The sequence below is a fragment of the Pseudoflavonifractor hominis genome, from assembly GCF_014288125.1.
Classification (GTDB): domain Bacteria; phylum Bacillota; class Clostridia; order Oscillospirales; family Oscillospiraceae; genus Pseudoflavonifractor_A; species Pseudoflavonifractor_A gallinarum.
This window is the reverse complement of sequence record NZ_JACOPR010000006.1, coordinates 78,172-97,679: the sequence shown is the minus strand read 5'-3', so window position 1 is coordinate 97,679 and position 19,508 is coordinate 78,172. Positions and strand designations below refer to the sequence as shown.

The window sequence follows — 19,508 nt, the reverse complement described above, 5'->3', positions numbered from 1 at the left end:
ATGACCAACGAAGAATTGAATACCAGGCTCTATGAGAAAATGTTTGCGGAACAGGAGCAGTTCCGGGACTGGCTGCTTTCCCAGCCGCCGGCTGAGATTTTGAACCACGCCTATGAGTACACGGTGCGGGAGGACATTCTGATGACCTTGGAAACCCGTGATTTGGAGGACGGGCAGGCCAGGGCACTGCTGAAATCCGGCAAGCCCTTGAAGCAGATTTTTGAGCGGTGGGAGAACCAGGAAACCTCTTATATGGATACGGTATGGGATACCGTCCAGGAACAGGCCAGGGCCGCCGAAGCCAAACAGAAAGCCAAAGCGCAGAAGGAAAGATGATCGCACATTTGCCATTGCGCTGCGGGGCAGGTATAGTATAATAAAAATCGTAACAAGGGGTGATGATAGATGGACGATAGCTACTGCCTGCTCCCGGAGCGCATTTCCGAGCAGTTTTCTGAAATCGACAGCGACATCGTGATGGATTTGGCGGCTGCCAGCCCGGAATATACCGAGTTGAAGGCCCAGATGGAAGAACTGAAACGCCAAAATCCTGTGATTGGCGCTCTGCTGGAGGGCAAGGGAGAACTTTCTTTTACCGCTGAGGAGCATGAAGCCTTGAAAGAATTTATCCGGCTGTATATGCGGGCCGATAATATGGAACGGGAACACATCTACTTCCGGGGCCATGCAGACGGATTTGCCTATCTGAAGAAAATCGGCGCTTTCAAAACTGAATAGTTTTTTGGGCGGCATGGAAAAATCCATGCCGCTTTTACATATCCAAATTCATTCGCACCCCCAAAAAGGTCTTGAACAAAACAAGTTTTTACGGATTAGGAGTAAAAACTATTGAAATTCTTGGAGTTTTTGGCTATGGCTTAAAGCTGCCGCCCAAAACTGCACATTCCCCATTCATATCTGCATATAAATCGCAAAAGTATATGCAGAAAGTCGATTGGAGCAATCCAGTCGGCTTTTTCCATATCTGAAAAGAGTACAGCCCCTTTTACATAGTCAGCTACCCCACATGGGGCGGCTAATCTATGGCTATGTGAAGGGGGCTATATTTTTTATGCCTTTTTACGATTCAGAAGCCATCGAACGGGCAAGGCAGGTGGACCTGCTCACCTACCTGCAAACCTGCGAACCCCAGGAGCTGGTCCATGTGTCCGGCAACGTCTACTGTACCAAGACCCATGACAGCCTGCGGATTTCCAACGGCAAATGGTGCTGGTTTTCCCGCGGGATTGGCGGTTACAGTGCGCTGGACTATCTCATCAAGGTCAACGGCTATTCCTTTTTGGAGGCCATGGAAACTATCTCCGGAAGGGCTGCCATCCCGCCGCCTTCCTTTGTGCCAGCGCCGAAGGAGGAAAAGCCCAAGCACCTGCTTCTGCCCCAGGCCGCCCCGGATAATCGGGCGATGATGGCCTATCTCAAAGGCCGGGGCATTGACCAGGAGATTTTGGACTACTGCGTTCAGACCGGGCGGATTTATGAGAGCCGGAACAAGGGCCACAGCAACGTGGTTTTTGTGGGCTTCGACAAGGATGGCAAGGCGCGGTTCGGCTGCCTGCGGGGAATCAGTGAAGCCCGGTTCCACGGGGATTTAAGCGGCAGTGATAAGCACTTTTCCTTCGCCCTGCCCGCTTGCGTGGAAAATCCGGCAGTCCATCTGTGCGAGTGCGCCATTGATGTGATGTCCTATGCCACTCTCTGCAAGCTGGACGGGATCGACTGGCGGCGGCACAATCTGCTGTCCCTGGCCGGGGTGTACCAGCCGAAGAAAAAGATGGAGGAAAGCAAGCTGCCGGTGGCCCTCACCCGATTTTTGGATGACCACCCCCATGTGAAAACCGTCTATCTCCATTTGGACAATGACACGGCTGGCCGGCTGGCGGCCAAGGCAATCATGGCTGTCATGCCGGAGGGCTACCGGGTGGAGAACAAACCGCCGCCCCGTGGAAAGGATGTGAATGATTTTCTGTGCCACCGGCTGGGGATTCCCATTCGGGGTAGCCACGGCAAAGAGCCGGAGCGGTGAGTGCCGGTTTTGCAGCTTCGACAGATTCTCCCTCTTGCAAATTGTTATCATATATGTTAACATTAAAGCAGTGAGGTGAGAGTATGGATGAACTGCGCAAACGGCAGAAAATCATATCCCAGCTTGTGGAGGCCCGTCTGGAGCAGGGCATTTCCCAGGCAGAACTGGCAAGGCGGCTGGGAATCCAGCGTTCCGGCATTAACCGCCTGGAAAGTGGGACACAGAACCCCACGCTTGATATGATCTTAAAAATCGCCTCGGCGCTGGGGAAGGATGTTTCACTGGAACTGAACGACAAGGAGGAGCCTATGAGTCATGTTTACAGTCTCCGCATTTATGATACGGAGCTAATGCGCTTTTCTATGGAAAAGCAGGGCTTGTCCGGCCTTGTGGCTGAAATCTTATACACCAACGAGGAGCAGGCCCATTTGCTGCCTTTGGATATGGAGCGCACCGGCGAGGGCGTCATCCATTGGCTGGAGCGGCGGGTTATCCCTAAAAACCGCGCCTTTGTGGACGAGATTCTGAAAACCCTTGGCCTCGGCCATAACGACACGAAGGGAATCATCGACGTGTGCAAGGGGCTGTCGCTGAACGACAGCTATTGGGTGGTGCCGGAAGGATTTGAGGGGAAATTCTTCCAATACAATCTTTACGAAAACCGCTTTTCCGAGATACTGGCGCTGGTGGCCTATACCGGCGCAGGCGGGAGCCGGCAGGCGTTTACCACATCCCCGGAGCTGACCACAGGCGGTATGCTGCCCAAGGCGTGGCGCTATGTGGACCACGATGGGATTTATCTCTATAAGGGCGGCACGACCGGCGCGTCCAATACGGGCCGGGAGCCGTACTGCGAGTATTATGCTTCGCAGATTGCGGAAACCATGCGTCTGAACGCCGTGCATTATGACCTGGAGAATTGGAAAGGCATTACCGCCTCTAAGTGCGCCCTGTTTACCAACATCGACACAGCCTATATCCCCATCGGGCGCATTGTCCGAACCGGGGGCATTGCCGCCTGCCTTGCCTACTACGACAAGCTGGGGCCGGAGTTTTCCGAGCAAATCCGCAGTATGCTGGTGTTTGACGCCCTGATTTACAATGAGGACCGCCACTTTGGAAACTTTGGCGTCCTGCGGGATAACCACAGCGGCAACATTATTGCGCCCGCCCCCATTTTTGACAACGGGCTGTCCCTGTTCTGCTATGCCGGTAAGGAAGATTATGCGAATCTGGACGAGTATGCAAAAACCCGTTCTAACCCCTACAACATCTCCTATGAGGAAGTGTGTGCAGAGGTCATGGGGCCAAAGCAGAAAGAGCAGCTTCGCCGCATGATCGGGTTCCGGTTCAAGCGCCACGAAAGCCTGGGCCTGCCGGAAGAACATTTGCAGGCCATTGAGAAGCATTTGGAGAGCCGGGTGCGTAAGCTGCTGGCAATCCCCACCCGTCATCTGAAACAGGAGAAGGCGCGGTAAAAACGAATATCTTTTTTGGAGAGCGTTCTGAAAATGGACGCTCTTTTTTGCTGCCCATTTTTAGAGAGGAGCGTGAGCGATGAACCATTATGATGTTACCATCCGGGAAACGCTGGAGGTGAAAATAAAGGTGGCGGCAAACAGCCGGGAGGAGGCCGAGCAGTTTGCCAGGGACCAATGGAAACGCGGCGAAGTCGTTCTGGACGCCAGCCATTTTACCGGCGTGGAGTTCCATGCCAAGCGGTATTCCCGTGACCGGGGCGAGCGATGAGTTCTTTTTTCGACTGTCCCAGATTCCCCGCAGGGGAATGGAATGTAGCTGTACCAGCAAGCATCGCCTTTGTGATACCACAAAGGCCGCTTGTTAGGGGGAACGCCCCCTAATACCCCTTTTGAAAGGATGGAGGTTTTCATGGAAGGATTGTTTTTCGCCATTGGATTTCTGCTGGGCGGTGTGGTCGGCGTGCTGATTATGTGCCTGCTTCAAATCAACCGTATAGGCAGAAAGGAGGATTCGGAAGAATGAGAAAACGCAACGTACACGTACAGTTTTGGCTGGACAAAAAAGAGGCAGAAGCCTTCAACAAAAAAGTAAAGCGCAGCGGCCTTTCCCGTGAGGCGTACCTGCGCCATCTGGTGAACGGCCTGGTTCCACAGGACGCGCCGCCTCCCGCCTACTACGACTTTATGCGGGAGCTTCACCGGATCGGCGGCAACCTCAACCAGATCGCCCAAAAAGCCCATGTGCTGGGCGTCATTGATGAGCGCCGCTACGATGAGGAAATGCGGAAGTTTGACCAGCTTGTCCGGGACATCACCAAAGCGGTGATCCTGCCCAAGCCAATGGAGAAAGAGCGCCAACAAAGCGGCAAGCGGAGCGCGGTGTGACGTGGCTACTACGTCCATCTGGCGGGTGAACGGCTGGCTGGGCAAGGTCCTCATCTATATCGAGAATCCAGACAAGACCGAAAATCCTGATTTTTTTGAAAAACAGGATATGGATGGCAAGGAGGCCCAGGGCCTATCCGATGTGATCGAGTATGCTGTCCAGCAGCAAAAAACAGGCAAGGCGGTGGAAAGCGAAGGCGAAACAGTTATGCGGCAGTTTGTTTCTGGGGTGAATTGCAGCCCCTCTACTGCCCGCGATGAGATGATAGCGGTGAAAAAGCGGTTTGGAAAGGAGGACGGGACTGTGGCCTACCACGGCTATCAGAGCTTTGCCCCCGGCGAGGCCACGCCGGAGCTGGCCCATGAGATCGGCCTTGCCCTGGCAAAAAAGCTGTGGGGTGGAAAATACCAGGTGCTGGTGGCTACCCATCTGGACAGGGAAAATCATCTGCACAATCATTTTGTAGTAAACACGGTTTCCTTCGTGGACGGCATCAAGTACCATCGTACCGAGCAGGATTATTTCGATATGCAGCGGGAATCCGACCGGCTGTGCCGGGAGTATGGGCTTTCTGTCATTGAGAACCCCCAGCGGGAAAAATCCAAGCACTACGGGGAATGGCGGGCCGAGCAGGAAGGCCGCCCCACCTATCTCTCCCTCATCAAAGCCGATGTGGATACTGCCATCCGCCAGTCTATGACGGAACGGCAGTTTTTTTATCATCTGCGGCAGATGGGCTACGACGTCAAGGTGGGCAAGGATATTACGGTCCGCCCGCCGAATTACCCCCGTGGACGCAAGCTCATGCGTAACTTTGGCGAGGACTACTCGATGGAGAGCATCCGCAGGCGGATTTTAGCCCAGCGCCGCCCCCAGCGGGAACACAGGCCGGAGCCGTTTCGGTGCAGGCTCCACGGGGATTTGAAACAGGCTAAAAAGGTGACGGGGTTCCGCGCCCTCTACTTCCACTACTGCTATCTGCTGGGGGTATTCCCCCAAAAGCAGAACCGCCCGCCCAGGCGGGTGCCTCATACACTGCGGGAAGATTTGATCCGGGCGCAGGAGCTTACCGACGAAGCCCGCCTTCTCTCCCGCCACCGCATTGACACCCTGGAGCAGCTTAACGCCTATCGGTCCGATGTGGAATCTCAGCTTGCCGGCCTGACGGAACAGCGGAAAAGCCTGTACCGGAAACTTCGCACCAAGGCAGTGCTGGTCGACCCTGCCAGGCAGGAGCATATCCGGGCTGAGATCTCCAAACTATCTGCACAGATCAAGGAGCTGCGCCGGGAGGTGAAGCTGTGCGGGGATATTGCCCTGCGCTCCATTTCCATCAAGGATAAGATACAGGCCGCCCGTGAGGAAGTCTCCGGCAGGGATGAGAAAGCCCGCCAGGAGCCGGAGCAGGGCCGGGCGGCTCCCCCAGGAAGGAGATGATTTTCGATGTATAACTCAGGCGACGCGGCGGAGCAAGTGGTACGGATGAGCCTGGAGGGTGCTGAATTTGCCCTCAAAATCACCGGTTCTGCCGCTAAAAATCTGGCCGCCGCCCTTTACACGGTTTTGAAAGACCAGAAAAAGACCAAGGGCAAAGCCCGCATTGAGGCTATGCTGCGGGAGAAGCGCCCCTTAAAGGTTTACACCATCAAGAAGGAGGATTGCCCGGAGTTTGCCAAGCAAGCCAAGGGGTACGGGATTCTCTATGCGCCTATCCCGGTGAAGAAAGGCGACGATACCATCGACATTCTGGTGTTCGAGGATGACGCCGCCAGAGCCAACCGGATCGTGGAGAAGTTCAAGCTCACGGTAGTGGACACGGCTTCGATCAAGGAGGATATTGAGAAATCCCGTGAACAGCGCGGCAGCGAACCCGCCGCGCCGGAGCAGGCCATGCCGGAAAAAAGCGAGGACGACCAGCTTTTGGATGAGCTGATGGAGAAGCCCGTCCAGAAGGAGAAGGCCCAGCCAGAGCACCCGGCAGCGGAGAAAACCGATTCTTTTACACCAGCGGCGGAAAAATCCCATCCGTCCGCGCCTATCTCCGAGAACAGCAGCAAGTCCGCAAGGGGTACTTCTGATGGGGCCGAAAAGCCTTCCGTCCGGCAGGAGCTGCGGGACATCCAGGCCCAGCGGAAGAAGGAGGCGGAGGCTGCCAGGGCCGAGGAGCCGGCTGCGCCCCAGAAGAAGGCGGCTCAGAAAACCACACGGCGCCAGCCGCCCAAACCCAAAAAGAAACCCAAATCGAAAGAGAGGTAATCTGTGATGAATAACTTTGATGATCTGTTTGAACAGCAGCCCCAGGCGGAGGCCGCGCCGCAGAAACAGGAAAGCCGGAAAGAGCGCCCTAAGCGCCAGTGGTGGCAGGTAAAAGAGGAAAAGCAGCGAAAAGAAGCCTATGCCACCTTGGATAAGATTTTTGGAGAGTTCTCTGAGGGTGCGGGCAGTATGGAGGCATATCTGGATGTGCAGAGCCGGTTTCCCTTCCACTCTGCCCGCAATGCGCTGCTGATTGGGGAACAATGCCCCGACGCGGTGCGTGTGGGCGGCTACAAGGAGTGGCATTCCCAGGGGATCGAGATTTTGGAGGATGAGAAGCGTTTGCCCATTATCATCCTGGAGCCGGGCAAGGCATACCGCCGTGAGGATGGCAGCGTGGGCCAGAACTTTTACGCCAAGGAAGTCTATGATATTTCCCAGACCACGGCGCGGGATCAGGCGCGGCCCCAGGTGAGCTACGATGACCGCCTGCTCTTGAAGGGCCTGATCGCCAGTTCCCCGGTGCCTATCCGGGCTGTGGAGGAGCTGCCCCAGGGCCGTGGTGCCATGTTTTCCGCAGAGCAGAACGCCATCCTGGTGAAAAAGGGCATGGACGCGCCGGACATCTTCCGCTGTGTTTCGCTGGAGGTTGCCAACGTGCAGCTTGCCCAAAGCATGGACGGCTATTCCAGGGAAACGGACGGCTACAAAGCCTATGCGGTCAGCTATATGCTCTGCAAGCGGTATGGCGTGGACGCCAAAGAGTATGAGATTTCCAAGCTGGACGGCGTGTTTCAGGGGCAGGTTCCAAGGGAGGATATTCCTGCGGCCCTCACTGATATGCGGGACGCCTTCAAATCCTTGAATGGCCGTATGGCCAGGGCCATGGGCCTCACCCGCGACAGCAAGCAGAAGGAACAGGAACGGTAAAGGAGGAGTAGACCCATGGAAAAACAGGAAAAAGTCGTTCTCACCCTGGACAGCTACGAGCACGGCATTATGATCCGCGCTCTCAATGAGCTGCGGAACGATATGCTGGAGGAACAGCGCGACCCCGGCCCGGTGGAGGACGTTCTGCTGAAAACCATTGACGCCCCAGCCCAAAAAGACAAGAAAGCGAAGCGCCGGGATGAAGCCAGATAACAAGGCGGGCGGCCCCTGGCTCTATGCCCTGGGGCTGGTTCCGGTGATCTGGTTCGCCCTGCTGATTGCGCCTGCCATTTCCGGGGGGCTTTCGGAGATCGTAAACGCCCTGCCTGCGGCAATGAACCATCCATTCAAAATCGTGTGGTGCGAGGACAGTGTAAAAACTGTCCTCATTTTTATTGCCGCCTATGGGCTGGGCATTGGCATTTATCTTTCATCCCGGCGCAATTACCGCAGAGGCGAAGAACACGGTTCCGCCAAATGGGGCGATCCGCGGGCCGTGAATAAGAAATACCGGGACAGGGACCTGTTCAAAAACCGCATTTTCACCCAGCATGTCCGCATGGGGCTGGATGGCCGGAAACACCGCCGCAACCTCAACACTTTGGTGGTGGGCGGCAGCGGCGCGGGCAAGAGCCGGTTCTATGCCAAAGTGAACATCTGCCAATGCAATACGTCCCTTTTTATTTTGGACTGTAAGGGGGAGCTGCTTCGTGACTGCGGCGGTCTGCTGGAACGGATGGGCTATGAGATCAAGGTGGTAGACCTTCTGAACATGGAGAAAAGCCACTGCTACAATCCCTTTGCCTATCTGAAATCCGACAACGATGTGCAGAAGATGGTGACGAACCTGTTCAAAGCCACCACCCCGAAAGGGAGCCAGTCTAACGACCCCTTCTGGGACACGGCGGCCAGTATGCTCCTCATGGCGCTGGTGTTTTATCTGTGGTACGAAGCGCCGGAGGACGAGAAGAATTTCCCCATGATTATGGAGATGCTCCGAGCCGGTGAAGTGCGGGAGGACGATGATTCCTACCAATCCCCCCTGGACGAGCTGTTTGACCGGCTGGAAATGCGCTCCCCGGACCACATCGCCGTGAAGTATTACAAGGATTACCGTTCCGGCTCGGCCAAAACGCTGAAATCCATTCAAATCACCTTGGCGTCCCGCCTGGAAAAATTCAATCTTTCCTCGGTGGCGGCCCTCACCGCCACGGATGAACTGGACCTTTCCAGCCTGGGCGAGAAAAAAGTGGCACTCTTTGCCCTCATCCCGGACAACGACGCCAGCTTCAATTTTTTGGTAAGCCTGTTGTATGCCAGCACTTTCCAGGAACTTTTTTATTCTGCTGACCGGATACACGGCGGGAGCCTTCCCGTACCGGTGCATTTTCTCATGGACGAGTTTGCCAATGTTTCGCTGCCCGATGACTTCGACAAGCTGCTGGCCACCATGCGCTCCCGGAATATCAGCGTTTCTATCATCATCCAGAACATTGCCCAGCTCAAGGCGCTGTTTGAAAAGCAATGGGAATCCATCATCGGCAACTGCGATGAATTTCTGTATCTGGGCGGCAACGAAACGTCCACCCACAAGCTGATCTCCGAAAATTATCTGGGGAAAAGCACCCTCTGGCTGGACACCTACGGCAAGAGCACCGGGCATTCCGGCAGCTACTCCACCAATAACCAGATCACAGGCCGGGAGCTGATGACGCCCGATGAGGTCCGTATGCTGGACAACAATCTGGCCCTGCTCTTTATCCGTGGCGAAGCGCCGCTGATGGATGAAAAGTACGACCTTTTGAAACACCCCAACATCAAGTACACCACCGATGGCGGCGCGCCCGTCTATTCCCACGGCGGCACCGAAAACGCTGTGGCGGATATGGTCATTGGCCGCCTCACCCCCGGCGACCTTGCCAATATCCGGGAACCGGAAACCCTTTACGAGCTTCTGTCCGATGAGGACATGGAGAATATCTTTCAATTCAAGGAGGACACCCAAAATGAAATGGATTAAGAAGGAAAACAAGAAGAAAGAAACCCGCAGCCTGCCCATGGGCAGAAAGGGCCGGAGCGCCTTTGCCGTTTATGCGGCCCTGGTGCTCATGCTGTGCTGCTGCACCACTACGGCCTTTGCCGCCAGCGACCCGTTGACGGTTATCAACAACCTCAGTGATTTCATCTTCGGCCTGATCCGCGCCGTAGGTATGATCCTGCTGGGCTTCGGCGTGGTACAGATCGGTTTGTCTCTCAAATCCCACGACCCCAGCCAGCGGGCCAACGGTTTTCTTACCCTGGCCGGCGGCGTTGTGATTACGTTTGCGAAGGAGATTCTGACCCTGATTACCGGCTGATTTGAATAACGGCAGTACGGGGGCAGATCCATGGCGGCCTGCCCCTTACCGTTGCCGGAAAGGAGGTTGTTGAATGTCCGATAACTGGGTTGTACAAAATTTGCAAAACGCCCTCGATACCTGGAACAAGTACCTGTCTGAGATCTGGCAGCTCATTACCCAAAGCCCGGAACAGTTTAAGGGCGGCTCCATCTGGGGCGTCATTGTCAACATCCACGACGCGGTGCGGGCCATCGGTCTTGCGCTTTTGGTGCTGTTCTTTGTGGTGGGCGTTATGCGCACCTGCGGCAGCTTTGCCGAGGTAAAGAAACCGGAGCACGCGCTGAAACTGTTTATCCGGTTCGCCATTGCCAAGGGCGTCGTGACCTATGGGCTGGAGCTGATGATGGCCCTCTTTAATATTGTCCAGGGCCTCGTTTCGACCATAATGAACGCGGCGGGCTTCGGTTCGGCCCAACAGACTGTGTTGCCACAGGAAATCATTGACGCGGTGGAAAGCTGCGGCTTTTTCGAGAGTATCCCCCTCTGGGCGGTCACGCTCATCGGCGGGCTGTTCATTACAGTCCTCAGCTTCATTATGATAATGACCGTTTACGGGCGGTTTTTTAAGCTCTATTTATATACGGCCATCGCGCCGGTGCCTCTCTCCACCTTCGCCGGGGAACCGACCCAAAACGTGGGCAAGAGCTTTATCAAGAGCTATGCCGCCGTGTGTTTGGAAGGGGCCATCATTGTGCTGGCCTGTATCATCTTTTCCCTGTTCGCGGCGGCCCCGCCTGCCATTGACCCCAATGCGGCGGCAGTCACGCAGGTGTGGAGCTATATCGGGGAGCTGGTCTTTAATATGCTCGTCCTCGTGGGCGCGGTGAAAATGGCCGACCGCGTGGTGCGCGAGATGATGGGCCTGTAAAGGAGGAATTTCAGAGTGAGTACGAGCAAAGAACAGTTGATGAGATTTGCCGAGAGCGCATTAAAACAAACGGCAATCTATCAACGTAATTGTGAGATGGGGATGCCGGATGAAGAAAATTATAAAATGAGCTATCTTTTGGTTGAAGGCAGTATAAACAAACCAGAAAGAGTGCTTGCCTATGCAGTCAATGATCAAGCCGTTTTGCTTTTCCACCCGATGGAGAAACCGATGTATGAATCGTTGCTAAATGATTGGGATTTCAACTTTGACTACGATCTGTTTCAATACCTGGAGGGTGGATTCGATTTGATTGCGATGACACCGGATGCCCATACAGGTGTATGGTGCGAGATTGCTGAGTACCACGGCACCAGTGGGATCGCGTGCGTACAAGGTATGCAGAAATATCTTCACTACTGCAAGCAGCATGGCATTACGAAAGAGCGATTGGCCCGTGAAACGGGCTATGACGGTATGGATGTGATGACGCTCTATGACCGTCAGGCAGCAAAAGAGAGCCGGGGAAAAACATCTCAGGAACCTGAACGATAACGGGAGGTGATATTTTGGAAGTCAAGATCAACCGGGAAATCCGCAACTACACCGAATCCATGTTTTTCGGTTTGAGTATGCGGCAGTTCATCTTTTCTGTTCTCGCCTGCGGCGTGGCCGTGGGCCTTTATTTTATCCTGCGCCCCTACTTCGGGGTGGAAACCCTGTCCTGGATGTGCATTTTGGGGGCGGCCCCCTTTGCCATGCTGGGGTTCATCACCTACCATGGCATGACGGCGGAACAATTCATCTGGGCGTGGCTGCGCTCGGAAATGCTGGAGCCGAAAGAATTTAGGTTCGAGGACAGCAACTACTACTATGCGGCTCTGAAAGATACCATCGAGGAGCTGCAAACCGGGCGGCCCGGCAAGAAGCGCCGGAAGGAGCCGAAACACTTTAGCAAACGGAAGGAGGCCAAGCATGATTAAGACCATCAAAACTATGTCCAAACAGGAAAAGGAGCGTTATACCGTCCCCCGGAAGGTGCAGGATGTGATCCCCGTCCGCCGTATCTGGCCGGACGGCATCTTCCTTGTGGGGAACAAGTTCTCCAAAACCTATAAATTCAGCGACATCAACTATCTGGTGGCCAGCCGCGAGGACAAGGAATCCATGTTCCTCACCTATTCGGAGCTGCTCAATTCCCTGGATTCCGGCGCGGTGACGAAAATCACCATCAATAACCGCCGTATGAATCAGGCCAGCTTTGAAACGTCCATCCTCATGCCCATGCAGGGGGATTTCCGGGATGAGTACCGGGGGGAATATAACCAAATGCTGCTGGATAAAGCCACCGGAGCCAACGGCATTATGCAGGAAAAGTATATCACCATCTCCGTGGTGAAGAAGGACGTTGAGGAGGCCCGCGCCTATTTTTCTCGTGTGGGAGCCGACCTGATTTCTCACTTTGCGGCCCTTGGCTCCAAGTGCGTGGAGCTGGACGCCACCGAGCGCCTGCGTATCCTGCACGACTTCTACCGCCAGGGCGAGGAATCCGAGTTTGTGTTCAATGCCCGTGAGATGATGAAGCGGGGCCACAGCTTCAAGGACTATATCTGCCCGGACGGAATCGAGAAAAACAGCGACTATCTGAAGCTGGGCGGCAAATTCTGCCGGGTGCTGTTCCTCAAAGACTATGCCTCTTATATTAAGGATAACATGGTGACGGAGCTGACGGATTTTAACCGCAATCTGATGTTCTCCATCGACATTGTGCCGGTTCCCACGGATGAGGCCGTGCGGGAGGTGGAAAACCGCCTGCTGGGTGTGGAAACCAACATCACCAACTGGCAGCGCCGCCAGAACGCCAACAACAACTTCTCTGCTGTGGTCCCTTACGATATGGAATTGCAGCGCAAAGAGAGCAAGGAGTTTTTGGATGACCTCACCACCCGCGACCAGAGGATGATGTTCGCGGTGATGACCCTGGCCATCACCGCCGACACCAAGGAGCAGCTTGACAGCGATACCGAAGCGGTGCTTTCCGTGGCGCGAAAGCACATGTGCCAGCTTGCGGTGCTCAAGTTCCAGCAGCTTGATGGCCTGAACACCGCCCTGCCCATCGGGGTGCGGAAAATTAACGCCTTCCGCACCCTCACCACCGAGAGTTTGGCGGTATTCATCCCCTTCAAGGTACAGGAGATCCAGGATAAGGGCGGCATTTACTTTGGAGAGAACGCCATTTCCCACAATCTCATCATGTGTAACAAAGCGAACCTTTTGAACCAGTCGGCCTTCCTGCTGGGCGTCCCCGGCGCGGGCAAGTCCTTCAGCGCCAAGGAGCTGATCGCGTTCCTCATGCTCCACCCGGATTACGCAAATGACGACATCCTGATCTGTGACCCGGAGGGAGAATTTGGCGCACTCGTCAAAGCCCTGGGCCGGGAGAAAGCGACGGTGGCCCATCTGGTGGCAGGCGGCAAGGACCGCCTCAATGCCATGTATATGGTGGAGGGCTACGGTGAGCAAAACCCCATCGTGGAAAAGAGCCAGTTTGTCATGTCCCTCATCGAGCAGATCGACAAGCGCGGCGTGGGGCCGCAGCATAAATCCATCATCGACCGCTGCACCGCCCTGGTGTACCCGGAGGCGGAGAATGCCGGGAGGGTGGCTACCCTCTGCGACCTGCGCCAAAAACTGCTGGAGCAGCCGGAGGATAAGGCCAAGGAGATCGCCCTTTCCCTGGAGCTGTACACCACCGGCTCCCTGGACATTTTTGGCCGGGAAAGCACGGTGGATTTGAACAAGCCCTATGTGGTGTTCGACATCCACGGCCTGGGCGAGCAGCTAAAGCCTGCCGGTTCCCTGGTCATCACCGATACGATCCTGAACCGCGTCACCCTCAACTGGAAACGGGGCAAGCGCACCCATGTGTTCATCGACGAGTTCCATGTGATGTTTGAGAATGAGCAAAGCGGCATTTTCTTTAACAGCGCATGGCGGCAGTTCAGAAAACGTGGGGCCTACCCGACTGCTATCACCCAGAATGTGGAGTACCTTTTGGATTCCGTCCAGGCCAGCACCATGCTCTCCAACTCGGAGTTCATCGTCATGCTGAACCAAGCGGCGTCCGACCGGGCAAAGCTGGCGAAGCTCCTCAATATCTCCAACGAGCAGATGAGCTATGTCACCAATGCGGACGCAGGCTGCGGCCTCATCCGGTATGGCAGCGCCCTGGTGCCGTTCATCAACCGGTTCCCCCGTGACACCAAGCTCTATGCCCTGATGACCACCAAGCCCGGTGAAGGCGTATTCGGCGGCGAGGAGGTGCCGGCATGAGCAATCTTCGCTTTGCGTCCCCGGAACACCGGGATTTCTTTTTGGATATGATGAGCGAGGCGCGGCGGAACGACTGTTACCACCGGGCCTTTTTCTATGTGATGGGGATTGCCCCGGAAACGCGGGCAAACATCCGCCGGATGTTTGACTTCAAGCAGGACTGTATCGAGCCGGATGGTATGCACGGCGGCTGGCAGACCAGCGGCACCGTCCGGGTGTGCCGCCTTGCTTTTAATCTCTGGAACGGCTATACCGACCCGGAACACAGCAACGCCTATTCCCCGGAGGATTTGTTCTGCTGCGAGTTCGCCCCCTACTTTATGGAAGGCGTGAAAATCCGTTACCCGGAATACTGCCGGGAGCTGCCCCCTGTCAGAAAGCAGGCGGAACCGGCGCGATGATAATTTTGAGAATGGAGGAATGAACCATGGCTGAACCGGCTCTTGCGCTGCGGGACCATCCGCAGATCATAGACCTGATTTCCGTTCTGGAACAGAGCGGGCTTCAAAAACAAAAGGAAGAAGTACAGGCCCTGGTGGGCTATATCGACGGCATGGAAGAAAAGCTGTCCCAGATGATGGACGAAATGAAGGAAATGCGCCTGGAGGTGGGCAAGCTCCACGACAAGGGAATCCGCGCACGGTGCTCCCAGCTTTTGGGGACGACAGAGGGAAAAATCCACCAGGTCAAATCTATGGTTTCCACGGCAAAGGAAAATCTCATTTCATCTGCAAAGCAGATGGTGCAGACCTTCCGGGAAAAAGGGCGCTCTGCCCTGTGCCGTGCGGCCCAGGCCCTGCACATCCCTTCAGTTCTTTCCCGGATGGGAAGGGGCTTTGCCCATGCGGAAAAAAGCATGGGGCAGCTCGCTGTGAGACTGGACGCCATGCGGGAAGAATTGCACCAGGCGGGCGGCCACATCAAAAACGCCGGGCTTGCCCTTGCGGGGAAGGAATCCCAGGAAAGCAAGGAATTATCTGCGGATAAGGGTGTACTTGCCAAGCTGCGGAGCTTTGTGCTGTACTGCGGCAAGGCATTTTCTGAGATGGATCGTGACACGGCGCTCACGGTGGAGCGAATCAATGGAGGGCGCTCATCCGTGAAAACCGAGCTGCAGGGGCTGAAATCGGCCCAGACCGGGCAGCGCCGCCAAGCGGCCAGTAAAGAACAGGCGCGATAAGTACAGGAGGGTGAAAATATGAGTGACAAAGTTAAAAGCAGACTGATGATCGCTGGGGCGGCCCTTTGTACCGCCCTTTTCCTTTTCTCCGGGGCTATGCTGGCTCGTGAATACCTGGACCAGAAGCAAAGTGCCGAAGCCTTTGACGAGGTGGCCGGGCTGGTCAAAGAAGATGTGGAGCTGCCCACGCTGGAGCTTGCCGGCGAGCCGGACCAGGAGCCGGAAGAACTCACGGCCTTTGAAAAGTATGCGGATGTGTACGCTCAGAACAGCGACCTGGTGGGCTGGATTTCCATTCCCGGTACCCGGATTGATTACCCCGTCATGCAGACCAAGGATAACCCCAATTTCTATCTGAAGCACGCTTTTGATAAGTCGTACAGCAGCTATGGGGTGCCCTATATGCAGGAAAACTGCGACGTCGGCATTTCCGACAATCTGGTGCTGTACGGCCATCACATGAACAACGGCAGTATGTTCTCCGACCTGTGCAAGTACGAGAGTGAGGATTTCTACCAGGAACACAAGACCATCCGTTTTGATACCCTGGACAGTTTTGGCGAATATGAGGTGATCGCCGCTTTTAAGACGGTGGCCTACTCAGAATCTGGCTTTAAGTATTACCATTTCGTCCGGGCCGAGCAGGAAGAAGATTTTGATGAGTTTATCGCCAAGTGCAAGGAACTGGCGCTCTATGATACGGGCGTGACTGCGGAATATGGCGACCAGCTCATCACCCTTTCCACCTGCGAGTATTCCCGGACCAACGGGCGGATGGTGGTTGTGGCCAAGCTGCTGGAGGAATAAGGGCGGCCCCGCCCAGGGAAGGAGGTGAAGCCCATGGGCAAGGGCATTAAAACAAGAGTGGCCGAAAAAGGCATTAAAGCCATTGACAAAGCGGCGGTTGCCTCGGAACGGATGAAGGAGGCATATATCCGCACCAAGGATAAAGCCGAGCATGGGATGTATGCCGAGGAAGGTTCTCCTGGTGAGTATGCGTCCGACCGCTTTTCCGCTGGGGTGGATAACGTCGCCCATGAAGCGGTCCACCAGTTTGATAAACAGGGCCGCAAGGGGGTTCAGACGACTAAGGAGAACATCTCCAAGGTCAAGGAGAAAATCCAAAAGCGGAAAGCCGCAGCCGAACAGCCGAAAAAACAAGCGGCTCGGCAGGCTGGGCAGTCCACCACACGCTGGAGTGGCCGTCAGGCAGCCGATACGGTTTCCGAGCCGGCCAAGGCGGTCCGTCAGGAGCGCGGGGCCATCAAGACCCTGGACCGCGGCAAGAAAGGCATTAAGACAGTGGACAGGGGCCGAAAAACCATCAAGCAGGCTTCTTCCACGGCTAAGGGGACCATAAAAACCACCAGCAAATCCATTAAGACGGCGGAAAAGACTGCCAAGGCCAGTATCAAGACCAGCCAACAGGCGGCTAAAGCCGCCCAGCGCACTGCCCAGGCCACGGCGCGGGCTGCCAGGGCTGCGATCCATGCCGCCCGTGCAGCAGCCATCGCCACTGCTCATGCGATCAAGGCTGCAGCCAAAGCCACCGCCGCGGCGGTGAAGGCCATCATTGCGGCAACCAAGGCGCTGATTGCGGCTATCGCTGCGGGCGGTTGGATTGTCGTGCTGATAATAGTGGTAATTTGCCTCATCGGTATGATTATTGGTTCCTGTTTCGGGATTTTCTTTTCTGGTGAAGATTCCGGCACCGGGCAGACCATGCAGACTGCCGTACAGGAGATCAATACGGATTACCAGGAGAACCTGGATGAGATCAAGGCGTCCCACAGCTATGATGTGCTGGAGATGACCGGTTCCCGCGCTGTATGGAAAGAGGTATTGGCGGTTTACGCCGTCAAAACCACCACCGACCCGGACAACGCCCAGGAAGTGGCCACCATGGACGATGAGAAGCTGGAGCTTTTGAAGGACATCTTCTGGCAGATGAATGAGATCTCGTCCAGCACGTCCACCCAGACGGAAACGGTGATTGAAACATCCGATGATGGCAACGGCAATATCGTGGAAACGGAAACCACGGTCACGCAAACCTATCTGTATATCACTGTCAGTCACAAGACTGCGGAGGAAATGGCCGGCCAGTTCGGCTTTAACGAGGACCAGCGGGAACAGATGGCGGAACTTTTGGCCGATGAGAACAATTCCCTTTGGTCCCAGGTGCTTTACGGCATTACCGGAGGGGATGGCGAAATCGTCACGGTGGCGCTCTCCCAGGTGGGCAATGTCGGCGGCGAACCGTACTGGAGCTGGTACGGTTTTGGCAGCCGTGTAGAATGGTGCGCCTGCTTTGTGAGCTGGTGCGCCAATGAGTGCGGTTATATTGAAGCCGGCGTGATCCCGAAATTTGCAGCCTGCGCGTCCCAGGGCGTCCCCTGGTTCCAGGAACGCGGGCTGTGGCAGGACAACAGCTATGAGCCGCGCCCCGGCGACATCATCTTTTTTGACTGGAACGACGGGGGCCAAGACGGACAATCTGACCATGTGGGTATTGTGGAGAAAGTTGAGAATGGCCGTGTCTATACCGTAGAAGGCAACTCCGGCGACTCTGTGCGCCAGAACAGCTACCCAATTGGGTACTATGAGATTTATGGGTACGGCACTCCGGCCTATTAACTTTCTTAAAAAGAGAAGCCCAGCCGAATTTCTGGCTGGGTACATAAATGAGTAAATAAAGAAAAGTCTTGCTGGAGCAAAAAAGGCCGATTGGAGCGGAAAAGACTTTTCAGGTCTGCTATGATGGTTACTGTAAGCGCCGAAGGGCGCTTTCAAAAAGCCTGCGGGTTAGCACTACCTAACTAAAAGGAGGAATTTTTAATGTCTGAAGTGAGTACGGACAAAAAACTGAAAGGAAAAGACCTCATTACCATCGGTATCTTTTCCGCAATCTACTTTGTCATCAACTTTGCCTTCATGCTTCTGGGGGGTATTCACCCTGTTCTTTGGATGCTGATGCCCGGCTTCATTGCTGTGTTTGCAGGCATTCCTTTTATGCTGATGGTCGCAAAGGTTCAAAAACTGGGTGCAGTTTTCCTAATGGGGCTTATCACTGCTCTTATCTATTTTGTCACTGGACAATTTACCCTGGTAATCCTGATCTCAATGGCTTCTACATGCATTTTGGCCGAAGTTGTCCGAGCTGTGACTAAGTATAACAGCTTCAAGGGAAATTCGATTGCCTATGTGATTTTTTCGCTGGGGATGGTTGGTTCTCCCCTTCCCATCTGGTTGTTTAAGGCTGATTTCCTGGCGCAGATTACAGAACAGGGAATGCCCGCTGATTATGTCGCGGCAGTTGAAGCTCTGTCATCTAATACAATGCTAATCGTTCTGTTTGTTGCTCCGATCATCGGTGGTATCATCGGCGCATTTATTGCCAGAGGTCTGTTCAAAAAGCACTTTGTAAAGGCAGGAATTGTGTGATGAATGGGGAGGGCAAAAAACATACATTAAGGTTCGATCCACGGACGGAATTGCTTTTGTTGGTGCTGGCAAATATTGTGGCCTTTACCCAGCATTCCGTATGGGTTGAAATTACATGGGTTGTTTTTCTGCTCCTGCTGATCGTTGCCTGCGGGTGCCAAAAATCCGCAGGCAAACTGGCAATCGCATTTGGGATTTGTCTGGCGCTGCAATACTATGTATTCCCAAACGGGCCGAAAATTTTAGCCAGCAGCTTCACGATCATTGTATCTTATGCAAGAAAGATTTTCCCTTGTTTGATTGTCGGTACGATGGTTTTACAGAAAACGCCCGTCCGGGAATTGATGGTTGCACTTCGGAAATGGCATATCCCGCAGGGATTGATTATCCCTTTGTCTGTAACCGTCCGGTATTTTCCGGCCTTAAAAGAAGAAACCGGCTATATCCGGGATGCCATGAAGCTCCGTAATATTCATGGGGTACAAAAAATTGAGTGCATATTGGTGCCGACCATGATTTCTGCAACAACGACAGCGGAAGAATTGTCCGCTGCCGCTGTTACGCGGGGGATTGAAAATCCTGCGCCAAAGACAAGCATGATTGAAATGAAGTTCGGTGTGCAGGACTTTTTGTGTCTGGCGGCAGGTTTGATTTTTTGTGTGATTTCAATTACGGTAGGTTAAGGAG

The 19,508-nt window shown here is 54.7% G+C and carries 23 protein-coding genes; all 23 read left to right on the top strand.

The genetic code is table 11. The features are described 5' to 3' along the window. The 23 genes from H8S34_RS10650 to H8S34_RS10540 all read left to right on the top strand — a co-directional run bounded on the left by H8S34_RS10650 (position 1) and on the right by H8S34_RS10540 (position 19,504). Positions 1-336 (top strand): DUF3848 domain-containing protein, encoded by a 336-nt coding sequence (locus H8S34_RS10650; RefSeq protein ID WP_186963969.1) that lies wholly within the window; start codon positions 1-3, stop codon positions 334-336. Positions 337-405: 69 nt separating this feature from the next. After that, positions 406-738, top strand: coding sequence for a DUF6664 family protein (locus H8S34_RS10645; protein ID WP_186963968.1), 333 nt, complete (start codon positions 406-408; stop codon positions 736-738). 334 nt (positions 739-1,072) lie between these two features. Continuing rightward, positions 1,073-2,044 carry a DUF3991 and TOPRIM domain-containing protein gene (locus H8S34_RS10640; RefSeq protein WP_186963967.1) on the top strand — a complete coding sequence of 324 codons (972 nt, stop codon included), beginning with the start codon at positions 1,073-1,075 and terminating at the stop codon, positions 2,042-2,044. A gap of 83 nt (positions 2,045-2,127) precedes the next feature. Further along, complete coding sequence (locus H8S34_RS10635; RefSeq protein ID WP_177310578.1) at positions 2,128-3,522, top strand: helix-turn-helix domain-containing protein; 1,395 nt, start codon at positions 2,128-2,130, stop codon at positions 3,520-3,522. Between the two features lie 79 nt (positions 3,523-3,601). Beyond that, a complete protein-coding gene (locus tag H8S34_RS10630) occupies positions 3,602-3,793 on the top strand; it encodes a DpnD/PcfM family protein (protein ID WP_177310577.1) in 192 nt (63 codons plus the stop codon). Between the two features lie 141 nt (positions 3,794-3,934). Beyond that, a complete protein-coding gene (locus H8S34_RS10625; RefSeq protein WP_015535520.1) occupies positions 3,935-4,048 on the top strand; it encodes a DUF3789 domain-containing protein in 114 nt (37 codons plus the stop codon). Beyond that, complete coding sequence (locus tag H8S34_RS10620; RefSeq protein ID WP_186963966.1) at positions 4,045-4,410, top strand: plasmid mobilization protein; 366 nt, start codon at positions 4,045-4,047, stop codon at positions 4,408-4,410. The genes H8S34_RS10625 and H8S34_RS10620 overlap by 4 nt, the downstream gene beginning before the upstream one ends. 1 nt (position 4,411) lies before the next feature. Next, entirely contained in the window at positions 4,412-5,848 is a 1,437-nt protein-coding gene (locus H8S34_RS10615; RefSeq protein ID WP_186963965.1) for a relaxase/mobilization nuclease domain-containing protein, read from the top strand. Positions 5,849-5,854: 6 nt separating this feature from the next. Beyond that, positions 5,855-6,667, top strand: a complete 813-nt coding sequence (locus H8S34_RS10610) for a PcfB family protein (protein WP_186963964.1) — start codon at positions 5,855-5,857, stop codon at positions 6,665-6,667. Positions 6,668-6,673: 6 nt separating this feature from the next. Then, a complete protein-coding gene (locus H8S34_RS10605) occupies positions 6,674-7,597 on the top strand; it encodes a hypothetical protein (protein WP_186963963.1) in 924 nt (307 codons plus the stop codon). Positions 7,598-7,612: 15 nt separating this feature from the next. Continuing rightward, entirely contained in the window at positions 7,613-7,810 is a 198-nt protein-coding gene (locus H8S34_RS10600; RefSeq protein ID WP_015535516.1) for a hypothetical protein, read from the top strand. Next, positions 7,797-9,617, top strand: a complete 1,821-nt coding sequence (locus tag H8S34_RS10595; protein WP_186963962.1) for a VirD4-like conjugal transfer protein, CD1115 family — start codon at positions 7,797-7,799, stop codon at positions 9,615-9,617. The genes H8S34_RS10600 and H8S34_RS10595 overlap by 14 nt, the downstream gene beginning before the upstream one ends. Positions 9,618-9,705: 88 nt before the next feature. Beyond that, positions 9,706-9,954 carry a glutamyl-tRNA amidotransferase gene (locus H8S34_RS10590; RefSeq protein ID WP_436277851.1) on the top strand — a complete coding sequence of 83 codons (249 nt, stop codon included), beginning with the start codon at positions 9,706-9,708 and terminating at the stop codon, positions 9,952-9,954. Between the two features lie 73 nt (positions 9,955-10,027). Next, positions 10,028-10,864, top strand: a complete 837-nt coding sequence (locus tag H8S34_RS10585) for a VirB6/TrbL-like conjugal transfer protein, CD1112 family (RefSeq protein WP_154259052.1) — start codon at positions 10,028-10,030, stop codon at positions 10,862-10,864. Positions 10,865-10,879: 15 nt separating this feature from the next. Then, positions 10,880-11,419, top strand: a complete 540-nt coding sequence (locus tag H8S34_RS10580; protein WP_186963961.1) for a hypothetical protein — start codon at positions 10,880-10,882, stop codon at positions 11,417-11,419. A gap of 14 nt (positions 11,420-11,433) precedes the next feature. After that, on the top strand, positions 11,434-11,847 hold the full coding sequence (locus H8S34_RS10575; RefSeq protein ID WP_186963960.1) for a PrgI family protein: 414 nt from the start codon (positions 11,434-11,436) through the stop codon (positions 11,845-11,847). Further along, positions 11,840-14,197, top strand: a complete 2,358-nt coding sequence (locus tag H8S34_RS10570; protein ID WP_186963959.1) for a VirB4-like conjugal transfer ATPase, CD1110 family — start codon at positions 11,840-11,842, stop codon at positions 14,195-14,197. Before H8S34_RS10575 ends, H8S34_RS10570 begins: the two co-directional genes overlap by 8 nt. Beyond that, positions 14,194-14,598 (top strand): DUF6075 family protein, encoded by a 405-nt coding sequence (locus H8S34_RS10565; protein WP_186963958.1) that lies wholly within the window; start codon positions 14,194-14,196, stop codon positions 14,596-14,598. The genes H8S34_RS10570 and H8S34_RS10565 overlap by 4 nt, the downstream gene beginning before the upstream one ends. Positions 14,599-14,624: 26 nt before the next feature. Next, entirely contained in the window at positions 14,625-15,377 is a 753-nt protein-coding gene (locus H8S34_RS10560; protein WP_186963957.1) for a DUF6674 family protein, read from the top strand. Positions 15,378-15,395: 18 nt separating this feature from the next. Next, positions 15,396-16,184, top strand: a complete 789-nt coding sequence (gene srtB, locus H8S34_RS10555; RefSeq protein ID WP_186963956.1) for a class B sortase — start codon at positions 15,396-15,398, stop codon at positions 16,182-16,184. Between the two features lie 33 nt (positions 16,185-16,217). Then, positions 16,218-18,014 (top strand): CHAP domain-containing protein, encoded by a 1,797-nt coding sequence (locus tag H8S34_RS10550; protein ID WP_186963955.1) that lies wholly within the window; start codon positions 16,218-16,220, stop codon positions 18,012-18,014. Between the two features lie 201 nt (positions 18,015-18,215). Further along, positions 18,216-18,821, top strand: coding sequence for an MptD family putative ECF transporter S component (locus tag H8S34_RS10545; RefSeq protein ID WP_186963954.1), 606 nt, complete (start codon positions 18,216-18,218; stop codon positions 18,819-18,821). Next, on the top strand, positions 18,821-19,504 hold the full coding sequence (locus tag H8S34_RS10540) for an energy-coupling factor transporter transmembrane component T (RefSeq protein WP_186964005.1): 684 nt from the start codon (positions 18,821-18,823) through the stop codon (positions 19,502-19,504). The genes H8S34_RS10545 and H8S34_RS10540 overlap by 1 nt, the downstream gene beginning before the upstream one ends. The last annotated feature ends 4 nt before the right edge of the window (positions 19,505-19,508 follow it).

What these genes read in the sequence shown, in the direction of transcription:
- H8S34_RS10650 (WP_186963969.1), top strand. Translation starts at nt 1, where the DNA reads ATGACCAACGAAGAATTGAATACCAGGCTCTATGAGAAAATGTTTGCG.
- H8S34_RS10645 (WP_186963968.1), top strand. Translation starts at nt 406, where the DNA reads ATGGACGATAGCTACTGCCTGCTCCCGGAGCGCATTTCCGAGCAGTTT.
- H8S34_RS10640 (WP_186963967.1), top strand. Translation starts at nt 1,073, where the DNA reads ATGCCTTTTTACGATTCAGAAGCCATCGAACGGGCAAGGCAGGTGGAC.
- H8S34_RS10635 (WP_177310578.1), top strand. Translation starts at nt 2,128, where the DNA reads ATGGATGAACTGCGCAAACGGCAGAAAATCATATCCCAGCTTGTGGAG.
- H8S34_RS10630 (WP_177310577.1), top strand. Translation starts at nt 3,602, where the DNA reads ATGAACCATTATGATGTTACCATCCGGGAAACGCTGGAGGTGAAAATA.
- H8S34_RS10625 (WP_015535520.1), top strand. Translation starts at nt 3,935, where the DNA reads ATGGAAGGATTGTTTTTCGCCATTGGATTTCTGCTGGGCGGTGTGGTC.
- H8S34_RS10620 (WP_186963966.1), top strand. Translation starts at nt 4,045, where the DNA reads ATGAGAAAACGCAACGTACACGTACAGTTTTGGCTGGACAAAAAAGAG.
- H8S34_RS10610 (WP_186963964.1), top strand. Translation starts at nt 5,855, where the DNA reads ATGTATAACTCAGGCGACGCGGCGGAGCAAGTGGTACGGATGAGCCTG.
- H8S34_RS10605 (WP_186963963.1), top strand. Translation starts at nt 6,674, where the DNA reads ATGAATAACTTTGATGATCTGTTTGAACAGCAGCCCCAGGCGGAGGCC.
- H8S34_RS10600 (WP_015535516.1), top strand. Translation starts at nt 7,613, where the DNA reads ATGGAAAAACAGGAAAAAGTCGTTCTCACCCTGGACAGCTACGAGCAC.
- H8S34_RS10595 (WP_186963962.1), top strand. Translation starts at nt 7,797, where the DNA reads ATGAAGCCAGATAACAAGGCGGGCGGCCCCTGGCTCTATGCCCTGGGG.
- H8S34_RS10590 (WP_436277851.1), top strand. Translation starts at nt 9,706, where the DNA reads ATGCTGTGCTGCTGCACCACTACGGCCTTTGCCGCCAGCGACCCGTTG.
- H8S34_RS10585 (WP_154259052.1), top strand. Translation starts at nt 10,028, where the DNA reads ATGTCCGATAACTGGGTTGTACAAAATTTGCAAAACGCCCTCGATACC.
- H8S34_RS10570 (WP_186963959.1), top strand. Translation starts at nt 11,840, where the DNA reads ATGATTAAGACCATCAAAACTATGTCCAAACAGGAAAAGGAGCGTTAT.
- H8S34_RS10565 (WP_186963958.1), top strand. Translation starts at nt 14,194, where the DNA reads ATGAGCAATCTTCGCTTTGCGTCCCCGGAACACCGGGATTTCTTTTTG.
- H8S34_RS10560 (WP_186963957.1), top strand. Translation starts at nt 14,625, where the DNA reads ATGGCTGAACCGGCTCTTGCGCTGCGGGACCATCCGCAGATCATAGAC.
- srtB (WP_186963956.1), top strand. Translation starts at nt 15,396, where the DNA reads ATGAGTGACAAAGTTAAAAGCAGACTGATGATCGCTGGGGCGGCCCTT.
- H8S34_RS10550 (WP_186963955.1), top strand. Translation starts at nt 16,218, where the DNA reads ATGGGCAAGGGCATTAAAACAAGAGTGGCCGAAAAAGGCATTAAAGCC.
- H8S34_RS10545 (WP_186963954.1), top strand. Translation starts at nt 18,216, where the DNA reads ATGTCTGAAGTGAGTACGGACAAAAAACTGAAAGGAAAAGACCTCATT.
- H8S34_RS10540 (WP_186964005.1), top strand. Translation starts at nt 18,821, where the DNA reads ATGAATGGGGAGGGCAAAAAACATACATTAAGGTTCGATCCACGGACG.